8 protein-coding genes and 1 riboswitch are annotated in these 12,504 nt (G+C 45.7%); all 8 genes read right to left on the bottom strand.

Translation table 11 applies throughout. From position 1 onward, the window contains the following. Positions 1–1,649, bottom strand: a 1,649-nt coding sequence (locus tag C1I60_RS24970) for a condensation domain-containing protein (RefSeq protein WP_212734493.1), incomplete at its 3' end; no start/stop codon positions are given. Between the two features lie 133 nt (positions 1,650–1,782). After that, positions 1,783–1,872: riboswitch (cyclic di-GMP riboswitch) on the bottom strand. A gap of 453 nt (positions 1,873–2,325) precedes the next feature. Beyond that, on the bottom strand, positions 2,326–3,336 hold the full coding sequence (locus C1I60_RS19965) for an aldo/keto reductase (protein ID WP_137063861.1): 1,011 nt from the start codon (positions 3,334–3,336) through the stop codon (positions 2,326–2,328). A 360-nt stretch (positions 3,337–3,696) separates the two neighbouring features. Continuing rightward, on the bottom strand, positions 3,697–6,084 hold the full coding sequence (locus C1I60_RS19970; protein WP_137063285.1) for a type IA DNA topoisomerase: 2,388 nt from the start codon (positions 6,082–6,084) through the stop codon (positions 3,697–3,699). 670 nt (positions 6,085–6,754) lie between these two features. Then, positions 6,755–8,242: a glutamate synthase subunit beta gene (locus C1I60_RS19975; protein WP_137063286.1), complete on the bottom strand. Its 1,488-nt coding sequence runs from the start codon at positions 8,240–8,242 to the stop codon at positions 6,755–6,757. Positions 8,243–8,479: 237 nt separating this feature from the next. After that, a complete protein-coding gene (locus C1I60_RS19980) occupies positions 8,480–8,968 on the bottom strand; it encodes a dihydrofolate reductase (RefSeq protein ID WP_137063287.1) in 489 nt (162 codons plus the stop codon). Between the two features lie 19 nt (positions 8,969–8,987). Then, positions 8,988–9,782, bottom strand: coding sequence for a thymidylate synthase (gene thyA, locus C1I60_RS19985; protein ID WP_137063288.1), 795 nt, complete (start codon positions 9,780–9,782; stop codon positions 8,988–8,990). A gap of 329 nt (positions 9,783–10,111) precedes the next feature. Beyond that, a complete protein-coding gene (gene lpdA / locus C1I60_RS19990; RefSeq protein WP_137063289.1) occupies positions 10,112–11,533 on the bottom strand; it encodes a dihydrolipoyl dehydrogenase in 1,422 nt (473 codons plus the stop codon). 3 nt (positions 11,534–11,536) lie between these two features. Beyond that, positions 11,537–12,504 (bottom strand): 2-oxo acid dehydrogenase subunit E2 (locus C1I60_RS19995; RefSeq protein WP_252361804.1); only part of this gene is annotated, 968 nt, incomplete at its 5' end.

Here is a 12,504-nt window from a genome sequence, read left to right on the forward strand (position 1 = left end):
TTCGGATCTATCGGCAGGTAGGCTCCGCCCGCTTTGAGTGTTCCCAGGATGCCTATGACCATTTCCATGGAACGCTCCGCCATGATGGCGACGATATCATCCGGCTTCACTCCATGCTCTCTCAAGACTGTGGCCAGCCGATTCGCCTGCTCGTTCAGTTCCCGGTAGGTCAGCGTTTGCTCTCCCCAGACCAAAGCCGGATGATCTGCTCTTTGCTCCGCTCGTTCCTCAAACAGTCCCTGAATCGTGTGATCCTTTGGATATTCCGCCTCCGTATGGTTAAAACCGCGAACTAACGTACTCCTTTCTTCCTCTGGCACGATTTCGATTTGCGAAATAAGAGTTTCACTTTGCTCCATGACTTGAGCAAATAAATATTCAAAGTGGGAAATAACGTTCTCAATAGGGATGAATCTTTCAAAGGCCTGTATCTGATAGTCAAAATTAACGGCTACATCCGCTTCACCTTCTTGTCCCCATATCAGGAGATTGAGTGCATTTCTTTCATGATGATGCGGCATACTTACAATCCGGCTTGCTGCGCCGATCAATGCTTCTCTCGTTTCCTGTTCTTCGAAAGAAAGCGATATATCAAACAGTTTGCCTTTCTCATTGCTGTTCTCGTAAACCGCCCGGTAAATTTCACCGAAAGACATTTTCTGATGACGATAGCATTGCATAAGCTCACGTTTGATGCTCTTAATCAGTTCTTTGAAGCTTATATCTTTCTCGGGGCTGATCCGCAGCGGCAGCACGTTGGCGAAATGTCCCATAGTCTGCTTATATTTCGCTTTGCTCCGATTAAAAACCGGGACGCCGATCACCATTTCGTTCCGATTGCAAATCTTGCTGAAATACAGGAACAGTATGCCTAAAAAATAGTGGAACGACGAGCATCCTTCCTCTTTGCAAAATTCAATCATTTGATTGTATAACGCCTTGTTTATAGTTAAGGTTCGCCGATCACTCCAAACGGAATCGCCGTCACCATCATCGACATCCATACCTCTGCTCAACAGAGGCTCGGGAATGGTCAGGTATTTGTTCTGCCAGAACGCCCTGTCTTTTAAAAAGGCCGGAGAATTCAGATAATTCTGATTATCGGAAATAAAATCAGCATAGGAATAGACCGTTCTGTTCATTTCGCCAATTCCTTGCACCAATTTATTGTAATTGTCAAACATTTGACTGATTAAGAGAGCAAATCCCCACCCGTCGATCACCAAATGATGAACTTTAAGTAAAATGAAGTATGTGTTCGGGGCACCTTTCAACAAAACAAATTGAAAATAGAAGTCCTCTGGTTGAAAAGGTTTTAAAAACTCATTTTTCATCCAGTTGATGCAAAAAGAGTTTGGATTTTCCTTTACCGAAAAATCATGAAACGCAACTTCATAGTCAGCTTCCGGCAAAAATGTTAAATAAGGCTCTCCCTTTTTATCAATAAAACGGGTACTCAGAGAATCATTCTGTGTGATTAATAACTGCATGGACTGCCTAATGATAGCTGTATTCAGGTTTCCTTTAACCTCAACATACCCACCGATATTGTAAATAGGCTTTCCAGGGTACATGCACTGTTCGAACCATATATCTTTCTGATAGGAACTTAACGGATACTCCTTGAAACTTATTACGCTCGTTTGCATAAAATCCCCTCCGTTTGTTAATCATTTCATGCGTTCTACTCCATATTCCAAAAAATCATTTCCACTACAAATAAAAGAAGCCTGTTCCCATAGAAAAAACACAGGAACAGACAGCAGACTTCGCCCGGTTTCCTTCGGCAACCTGGCAATCATGGCTGTTTAATCCAGCTTTAGACCCATGGCTTTGTGTCCACCACTTTCGAGGTGTTTACGATTAACGGGAATTACTTTCGTATATTTTTTTACATCTTTTGAGTATGCTCTTATGCTTCTTCCTCCTACATTCGGTAGGAGCTGACCTTGGGTTCTCAAAACATTTATCTTGACATAGTTTCACAATACGTTGTTAGCTGCCGATTAAAATACTTCAGCAAGCCACTAAATTTCTGTCATCCGACAACTCCAGTTCATTTTACTTAGTGAGTGTAGTTGGAATGATTAAGAACAAGTAAGCTTACTGTGGAGGATATATCCAGGGTCTAGTCACAAAGCGTAGCACCCCAAAGAAAAGAATGTCCTTGTCCTTGCAAGAAATGTCGCGCCTGTGAACAAAGCATTAATGTCAACCAAGCGTCAAGGAGCGCACATGGGCAATATCGCCCTGGTCATAGAAATGTTAGACAGCGTACAGGCGAAGTTCATTTTCCAACGAAATATTCCAGTGTTTTTGCCACGGTTACTTCGATCTCAGCACCTGGTTGGAAACATGGCTGACCATCTCAATTTCACCGGCTGTCAAGGTAAACTGCATCGCCTTCACATTTTCCTCAGCATGATGTACTTTTGAAGCCCCAGGTATCGCAAATACGTTCTCTCCGTGAGCGTTAATCAGCCAATTCAGAGCAATCTGCGTTGGCGACACGTTATATTGTTGAGCCAGCTGTTCCAATGTTTCAATCAGCGGCTTCGATCTCCGCAGCCCCGAATCCCGGAATGCCGCCGTCCACTTGCGCGGACCCTTGATCGACTTGACTAGAGAAGGATTTTTATGGAATTTCCCACTTAAGATCCCCTGCATTAACGGAGAGTATGCGATGATCGCCACACCAAGCTCTTTAGCCGTGTCCAGAATTCCGTTCTGTTCGATTCTCCGGTCGAGCAGGCTGTATTTCACTTGATTCGAAACTAGGCGAAGGCCGTGCTCACGCAGCACACGATCGGCTTCACGTATTTGTTGCGCGGAAAAGTTGCTTACGCCCACATATTTAATCTTTCCCTGCCCAACCAGTTTAGCCATCGCATTCATCACGGCGCCAACCGAAGCAAAAGAGTAAGGCGAATGCACCTGATAGAGGTGAATCGTCCGTTGATCCAAATGGCGAATACGTTCATCAATCGTTGCAGTGATACTACCTGCGGTCCGAAAGGCCGGCCACCACTTCGTAGCGATATTCGCCTGTTCCGCGAGCGGTCCTCCGATCTCATTCAGCGTGCCGGCCAGTAGCTGTTCAGACTGTCCGCCACCGTATGCTTCAGCGGTATCAAACCAATTAATTCCACCTTCTAAACTGGTCTGTACGATTTGCCGTATATCCTCCCGCCGCAGCACTGGCCAGAATTTCCCTACTATCCCTTTTCCATTGCTGAATTGCCAACACCCAAGCCCCAGCGGTGACAGCTTTAAATCCGAGTTGCCCAGCTTACGTAATTGCAGTGAGCCTGCCACATTTGCCGTTTTCACTTCCACGATCCTTCCATCATCTCCCGTAAAAAAATTTTCATGTGAAACGATTGCGTTCACGTTTTAAAGCACAAACATAACTTTTCTTCCTGGTTTGCACAGTCCGCCATGGGAAGTTTTTTGAACGCTATGCATAAAGTCTGCTTTATAAACTACTTTAAAAAAATACTTTTGCATAACCCTTATTTGTTTTATCGGTTGGAAGCTTACAAATGTTTAATAAAATGTTATACAAGCATCTCTTATGGGGAATTTTGGGGTGCGAAACATAAAAAAGATGACTCCTGATGAACTCAGAAATCATCTGATGATAGCTAGAAAAGGCCTTCTTTTTCAATCTGCCGAAAATCATACCCTGTGCAAGTATCAGTTTTCCTCACGAACGCTAAGTTGCCCTGTACCTGGTTCATTCAGAACAATTCTTGCTTTGACGGTCGATCCATCTTTGCGCTTAAAAGATAGCAGCTGTGTCTGCCCCTTCGTCAACAGAGATTTGAGCATCGTTTCCGTAATCTGCTTACCAGCGTATTCCTTCCAGACGACAAAGCCGCAGCCCTGTTTGTAGTGGCTGCATCCATATCCTTTGCGGCCTTCAATAATGCTCCCGCCGCAATTCGACCGCGGGCAGCTGCCTAAAGTCTGCCTTTGGCCCGGCGAAGTGCCCAACGGCTCGGCGGACGAAGCTCGCGCTGCCCTCGTGCTTGAGCTACTCCCGACTGAACCCGATGCAGTACGCCCTCCTGCACTCGATAGTACTTGCTCCGGTGACGATGCTTCGCCCGAGTTGTTGGTACGTCGTGACGGAGCGCGTGCAGCCCCTTGGGTGGTGATGCTTCCGCTTCCACTTGCTCCTCCACTACGGGTGGCTCCCTTACTACCCGAGCGTTTGCCCCTCGCTTCCTCACCAAAAGCGTTTGCTGGAGCCGGTGGTTGCTGCCTCACCTTGTCAATGATGGATAACGTAAACTTTTTAACGTTATCCATAAACTTTTCCTGGGCAGCTTCTCCCTTGGAAATTTGATGCAGACGGCGTTCCCATTGTCCTGTCATCTCCGGCGAAGCTAGCAGGTCGACCCCCGCGTTGCGGATCAGGTCAATTGCCATTTTCCCCTTATCCGTAACGAGAATCTTTTTGCCTTTCATTTCAATGTAGCCTACCTTCTTCAACCGTTCAATCGTAGCAGCACGTGTCGCAGGCGTACCTAATCCAGCATCCTTCATGACCTCACGTAATTCCTCGTTCTCCATCTGCTTGCCTGCACTCTCCATTGCTTTTAGCAACGTGCCCTCTGTGTAGCTTTTAGGCGGCTGTGTCGCCTTCTCTTTCATCTCGGCGCGAATACAATCCACCGGACGGCCTGCATCAATCTCAAACTTTTTGTCCGTCCATTCGTCTGTTTCCTCTTCTTCCTCTTTCTTCGGTGCTTTGCTCTTTTTGCCTTTATCCTGATCAGCCTTGCTCAGAACTACTTTCCAGCCCAAGGACAGAAGCTCCTTAATGCTTGTTTTGAACAGATGCTTGTCCACTTGGGTCATCACGGTATGCATTTTATATTCGGCAGGCGGGAAGAAATGTGACAAAAACCTGCGGATGATCAGGTCATATACATTTTGTTCCTCCTTGCTGAGCGTTCCCGGTCTTTTCAGTGTTGGCAATATAGCATGGTGATCCTCAACACGGGCTGGATTGCAGACAGCTTTATTCTGTTTATGGACCAAATTGGGGTTCGCTTGCTGTACCAGATCAGCATAAGGACCTGTGCCCAGCATACGAAGCGCCTTATGCATGCCGTCTATATTTTGCTCCGTTACATAGTTGGAATTGGTACGCGGATAGGAAATGACCTTATGCCGCTCATAGAGCGCTTGTGCAACATCCAGCGTTTTTTTAGCTGAATAACTATACTTGGCATTCGCCTCACGTTGAAGCAGTGTCAAATCGTACAGCTTGAAAGGATATTCCTTCGTCTGCTTCGTATCATATTTTGTGATTTCACCTGTTTTTCCGCGAACTGCCGCTGCTATCGCCTCAGCTTCTTCTGGCTTGGTCAGCCGATCTCCTTGCCACGCACCTTTATACTTGGTCTGATCTTGCTTAAACTCTGCCCACACGTCATAAAAGGTTTGAGACTGAAACGCCTCAATTTCCTTTTCACGGTCATGGATCAATGCCAGTACAGGAGTCTGCACCCGTCCGACCGACAATAACGCGTTATGCCGTGTTGTAAAGGCTCTGGAAGCATTCATACCGATCAACCAGTCTGCCTCACTTCGTGCCCGCGCAGCCTGAGTTAGAAATTCAAACTCCGATGCATCTCGCAAGCGTTCAAAGCCTGCCGCAATACTCTCCGCCGTTAAATCTGAGATCCATAGTCGCTTGACCGGCTGACGCAGCTTTAACTGCTGTTGAATCAAGGCAAAAATATATTGCCCCTCTCGCCCCGCATCACAAGCATTCACGATTGCATTACAGCGTTTGGCCAGCTCACCAATTATTTTCAGCTGATCTTTTGTTTTCGGATTCGGTACAATTTTAAACTGCTCGGGGATAATAGGAAGATCTTTAATATTCCAGCGTTTGTACTTGGCATCGTATGCATCCGGCTCAGCGAGACCTAGCAAATGACCGATCGCCCAAGTTACAATATATTTCTCCCCCTCCAGATAGGTACGGTTATTTTTGGCCCTTGGCTCCATAACAGCCGCAATAGTGCGTCCCATATCCGGTTTTTCAGCAATAATTAACGTCTTCATTCATATTCCATTCCTTCCTGACGGCCTTCTGCTTCCCTTCCCTGGCTCACACGTAATAAACGAAAGGTAAATGAAATACAGGCAGGGCCTCATGCAAAAGGAGCCTTCTCCCGGCGAAAGCTCCTTTGTCCATTCACTTGGTCTAGCGCTCCAACAATATACGTGTATTATACCATAGATACCATCATTCTCTCAGGTGATGATTTACGAAACCTTGTAACGATAATAGTTACTGTCATTATCTATAAGGTCTATGTAAAAGAGCTATAAAGAAAGATGATTTAAATGAATTTTCATCTAAAATCACTCCCCACATAACCATACGAGTTATATTTATGTAATTATATATAACATATAAAACAAATTTTTGATCATTTTCATAAAATAATTTCATTATTCAATAAAAAAGCTACACTTCACTCCTGTTTTTATGTTATGATCGCTGTATAAAACAGACTTGGAGATTTGAGATTTTAATAAAGTCATATTATATGACATTAAATTTACATCGCTTTACATACAATGATAACAAATAATGTTTTAGAAAAATCTCGTAATTCAATGGTTATCTCTCCGCATTTTACAAACCTGAGCACGCTAGTCCTTTAAACGCAACAAAGCCCCATCCGAGGATGGAGCTTTGACTGGACAACTAATATATAACTTATATTTACACCAAAACGGTAGCGCCCATCAGGTATTTATCGACCTCACGTGCAGCTTCCCGACCTTCATTAATGGCCCACACAACAAGGCTTTGCCCGCGGCGCATATCACCAGCAGCAAAAACCTTATCTACATTCGTAACATATTTCCCGTAACGTGCTTTAACGTTAGAACGACGATCAGTTTCCAAACCAATTTGCTCCACAATTGTTTGCTCAGGACCGTCGAATCCAATCGCAATGAGAGCAATCTGTGCCGGGAATACGCGCTCCGTACCCGGAACAGGCTGATAGATCTTGCGACCTGTCTCATCCACAATACGCTGAATTTGAATCGTGTGCAGCTCTTTCAAATTACCGTTCTCATCACCTACAAACTTGGTGGTCATGATGGAGAACTCACGCGGATCTTCCCCAAATATCGCCTTCGCTTCCTGCTGTGCATAATCAAGAGTGTACACGTTCGGAAATTGTGGCCAAGGATTGGCAATAGGGTCACGTTCCACAGGAGCTTTGGCATGTGTACCAAATTGTGTAACACTTCGACAACCATGACGCAACGAAGTAGCCACACAGTCCGAACCTGTATCACCACCACCGATTACAATAACATCCTTACCTTGGGAGGACAAATAATTGCCATCTTCCAGATTGGAATCCAGGTAGCTCTTGATGGTACCGTTCAAATAATCCATCGCATAATGAACGCCATTCAAATCGCTACCTTCAATGTTGAATTCTCTCGGCTTTGTGGAACCACCACACAGTACAACCGCATCATACTCAGCAATCAGCTGATCGGTAGGAATATCCTTTCCAATCTCGGTATTCGTAATGAACTGAATGCCTTCCGCCTCCAGCAAATCCACACGACGCTGAACGACCTTTTTGTCCAGCTTCATGGAAGGAATGCCGTACATCAGCAGCCCGCCAATACGATCCGCGCGCTCGTACACAGTTACGCTGTGTCCTGCTTTGTTAAGCTGCGCAGCAGCAGCCAGTCCTGCGGGACCAGAGCCGACAATAGCTACCCGTTTGCCTGTACGCTTTTCAGGCGGATTAGGGACAACCCAGCCTTCCTCAAAGCCTTTTTCGATAATAGCTTCCTCAATCGTCTTGATCGTAACAGATTGCCCGATCAGGCCGACCGTACAGGAACCTTCACATGGCGCAGGACAGACACGCCCAGTAAATTCCGGGAAGTTATTCGTCTTGTGCAACCGATCCAGCGCTTCCTTCCACAAACCACGATATACGAGATTGTTCCATTCCGGAATCAGATTATGAACTGGGCAGCCCAAAGTCGCTCCCATGATGTCCATCCCCGTATGACAATAAGGAGTTCCGCAGTCCATACAACGTGCCCCTTGGGTACGCAGCTCTTCTTCGGACATATGCTTATGGAATTCTTCCCAATCCTTAATACGCTCTGCCGGATCCCGGTCTGTAGGAAGCTGTCGTGTGTATTCCATAAATCCAGTTGGTGTAGACATGTTACGTTCCCCCATCTCTTCGCTTATGAACCCCGTTCACCCATCCGAACTCAAGTCAAATTCGAATTTGTCTGTTTGTATCATGAAAGGGTCTATTCTCGTTGAATTTGATTTATTGTATCACAATACAGCGCAAAAGTAATGAAAACTTATGCAACTTTCTGCATCAACAGCCAAAAGGATTTTTTATATGGTTCATTAATTTTTCAAATGAGCGAGGTCAGATGTACCCCAATCTTACTTCGTCCTCTCGTAAACGACAAAACGGTAGTCGTACGGGTTTCTTTCATCCTTGACACCGGGAGTCTCACTGACTACATTCCAGCCATTCCAATCCAGCTCAGGAAAAGTCGTATCTCCCTCGAAAATCTCATCAATCCTGGTTACAATTAACCGATCAGCATGTGTCCAGAACAGTGAATAAATCTCCGCGCCGCCGATGATCATCAGTTCTTCCTGCGCCGCCAATTGGAGACCTTCTTCCAGAGAATGGATCACTTCTGCGCCCTCCGCCAGATAGCTCTGATCACGGGTCAAAATAACGTTACGCCGCTTGGGCAGGCTTTTTCCGCCAAAGGATTCCCATGTCTTGCGCCCCATGAGTACGGTTTTACCAATCGTCTGCTCCTTAAAGAACGCCATATCTCTCGGCAGGCGCCAAGGAAGGCTGTTATCCCGGCCAATGACGCCGTTTTGTGCCATCGCCCAGATCATCGAAATGCTCATAACTCACAGCTCCCCCAAATCAGATAGCGACTGGCGCCTTGATACCCGGATGATATTCGTAGTTCTCAAAAGTAAAGTCCTCGTACGTATAATCAAATATCGAATCCGGTTTACGCAGGATTTTGATCTGAGGCAATGGATAAGGATCACGCTCCAACTGCGTATGCACTTGTTGCATATGATTTGAATAAATATGTACATCGCCACCGGACCAAATGAATTCGCCCGGCTCCAAACCACACTGCTGTGCAACCATATGCGTAAGCAATGCATAACTGGCGATATTAAAAGGAAGACCAAGGAAGGTATCGACTGAACGCATGGTCAGCATACAGGAAAGCTTCCCTCCGGCCACATAAAACTGGAATACAAAATGGCATGGCGGGAGCTTCATTGAATCGATTTCAGCCACATTCCAAGCACTGACGATATGTCGGCGGGAATCCGGGTTGTTTTTAATCGCTTCAATGACATTCGCAATCTGATCGATATGTTGTCCGTCTGTTGTTTCCCACGCACGCCATTGTGAGCCATACACAGGTCCCAGATTCCCCTGCTCGTCTGCCCATTCGTCCCATATCGTAACCCCGTTCTCTTTGAGATAAGAGATGTTAGTATCTCCCCGTAAAAACCACAATAACTCATGGATGACGGATTTTAAATGTACTCTTTTCGTTGTCACCAAGGGAAAACCCTTGGACAGATCAAAACGGAGCTGTCTTCCGAAAACAGAAAGTGTTCCCGTCCCTGTACGGTCCTCTTTTTTCACTCCATTCTCCAATATATCCTCCAGCAGTTCCAAGTAATTGCGCACTTTATTTCTCTCCTTTAAGCATAAATAAACACCGGCATTCATAAAATCCGGACGTAACTGAACGTTAAAACCATTTCACGTTCACGAACAGCATCCGATATTCCAAAGCCAGCAGCGTCAAATTCTAATCTAGAAAAGAGCTGCTATTCTGCACCCATATCTATATTTAGTTTATCATGGACTACACATTATTGACTATCTACTGTGTGAATTTTCATCGTCGTCCTGAAAATCCTAAAATATGAAAAAAAGAGACAAAGAACGCAGATATAGCGCTCCTTGCCTCTCTTTCCATGTATGAAAATCAAAAACGAGATAATGAATTGGGATTAGCGACGTGGTGCCAATGCATGGATCGGATGACCCAGCACGACTTCCGCTGCTTCCATAACGATTTCGCCCAATGTAGGGTGAGCATGAATAGTCAAGGAGATATCTTCGAGTGTAGCACCCATTTCAATTGCCAGACCCAGCTCAGCAATAAGGTTGGAAGCTTCCAGACCTACGATTTGCGTACCCAGTACCAGACCTGTGTCAGCGTCAGCTACGATTTTAACAAAGCCTTCAGTAGCGTTCAGGGAAACGGCACGGCCGTTTGCTCCATAAGAGAACTTGCCGACTTTGACATTGTGGCCTTTTTCTTTAGCTTGTGTCTCAGTGTAGCCTACGCTGGAGCATTCTGGATCTGTGAAAACAACAGCCGGAATACATTTGTAGTCTACTACAGACGGTTCTCCTGCGATCGCTTCAGCAGCCACTTTACCTTCGTAAGAAGCTTTGTGAGCCAGAGCAAGACCAGCAACGATATCGCCGATTGCAAAGATATGAGGAATACTAGTGCGTCCTTGGTGGTCAACTTTCACCATTCCACGCTCATCCAGTTCTACACCGATCAGATCCAGACCCAGTTCACCGTCTGTGTTTGGACGACGTCCAACGGTCACAAGCAGGTAATCAGCAGTTACTTCTTTGCTTTCGCCGTTAACGGAGAATTTCACCGTTACGTCTTTATCTGTTTGCTCTGCACTTTCCGCTTTAGCACCAGTGAAGATTTCAATACCAGTTTTCTTCATGCTCTTCGCTACGATCGAAGTCATATCCTTGTCGAAGCCAGGAAGAACGGTATCCATACCTTCAATGATTGTTACTTTGGAACCGAATTTGGAGTACATTTGTCCAAGCTCTGCACCAATGTATCCACCGCCAATTACGATCAGGCTTTTCGGAATTTCAGGCAGGTTCAACGCTTCTGTAGAAGACAGAATACGTCCGCCAAACGGGAATGGTTTCAATTCGATTGGACGGGAACCAGTTGCGATAATCGCATTTTTAAAACGGTAGCGTGGTGATTCATGTTCGTTGAAAACACGCGCTTCGTTTTCGTTGATGAACATGCACTCACCATTGAAAACTTCTACTTTGTTGCCTTTGAGCAGACCGCTTACGCCGCCAGTCATTTTCTTAACAACACTGTTTTTGAATTCTTGTGTTTTAGCAAAGTCAACTTTTACGTTCTCAGCAGTAATACCAAAAGACTCGCCGTGTTGGGCAGCTTCATATTGATGAGCTGCAGAGATCAAAGCTTTGGAAGGAATACATCCACGGTTCAGACAGACACCGCCCAGCTCTGATTGGTCAACGATTAATACGCTTTGTCCCAATTGTGCAGCACGGATAGCAGCTACATAGCCGCCAGGACCCGCACCGATAACCAATGTGTCAATATCCAGAGAAGCGTCTCCTACTACCATTGATTACACCTCCATAACAAGCAACTCAGGATTAGCGAGCAGCTGTTTGATATAGTTCATGAAGTTTTGAGCAGTAGCACCGTCAATAATACGGTGGTCAAAGCTCAAGGAAAGGGCCATTACAGGAGCGGCAACAATTTCACCGTTTTTCACGACTGCTTTTTCACTGATACGGCCAGTTCCCAAGATCGCAACTTCAGGGAAGTTGATGATTGGAGTAAAGAACATACCGCCTGCGGAACCGATGTTAGAGATAGAAATAGTGCTTCCTCTCATCTCATTGGCAGCCAGTTTACCATCACGACCGCGTACAGCCAGATCACGAATGGAATCAGCAATCATCCAGATGCTCTTACGGTCAGCATCTTTAATTACAGGAACGATTAGACCGTTGTCTGTATCTGTAGCAATCCCGATGTTGTAGTATTTTTTGTAGACGATTTCGTTTGCTTCTTCGTCGATCGAGGCATTCAGAGCCGGGAATTGACGGGAAGCTGCAACCAATGCTTTTACGATGAATGGCAGGTATGTTACTTTTGTGCCTTTCTTCTCAGCGATTGGTTTCATACGAGTACGGAAAGCAACCAGCTCGGTTACGTCCACTTCGTCCATAATCGTAACGTGTGGAGCTGTGTAAGCCGATTTAACCATAGCGTTGGAAATCGCTTTGCGGATACCTTTAAATGGTACGCGCTCTTCCTCAGCACGCGGATCTGCTGCTGGTGCGGATGGCGCTGCAGCTTTCGCTTCTTTTTTAGCTGGTTCTTGCGCTTTTGAAGTTTCTTTCGCTGCTGGTGCAACCGCTTGACCTCCACCATTTTTGAAAGCTTCTACATCTTCTCTAGTGATTTTACCATTTTTGCCGGAGCCACTCACTTGTGCGATGTTTACACCTTGCTCACGTGCAAATTTGCGTACGCTAGGAGTAGCCAGCACGTCTTTGTTTGTTGCAGCAGGAGTTGCAGCTGGTT

This window comes from Paenibacillus terrae (assembly GCF_005217525.1).
Lineage (GTDB): Bacteria > Bacillota > Bacilli > Paenibacillales > Paenibacillaceae > Paenibacillus > Paenibacillus terrae_C.

What these genes read in the sequence shown, in the direction of transcription:
- C1I60_RS19970 (WP_137063285.1), bottom strand. Translation starts at nt 6,084, where the DNA reads ATGAAGACGTTAATTATTGCTGAAAAACCGGATATGGGACGCACTATT.
- C1I60_RS19975 (WP_137063286.1), bottom strand. Translation starts at nt 8,242, where the DNA reads ATGTCTACACCAACTGGATTTATGGAATACACACGACAGCTTCCTACA.
- C1I60_RS19980 (WP_137063287.1), bottom strand. Translation starts at nt 8,968, where the DNA reads ATGAGCATTTCGATGATCTGGGCGATGGCACAAAACGGCGTCATTGGC.
- lpdA (WP_137063289.1), bottom strand. Translation starts at nt 11,533, where the DNA reads ATGGTAGTAGGAGACGCTTCTCTGGATATTGACACATTGGTTATCGGT.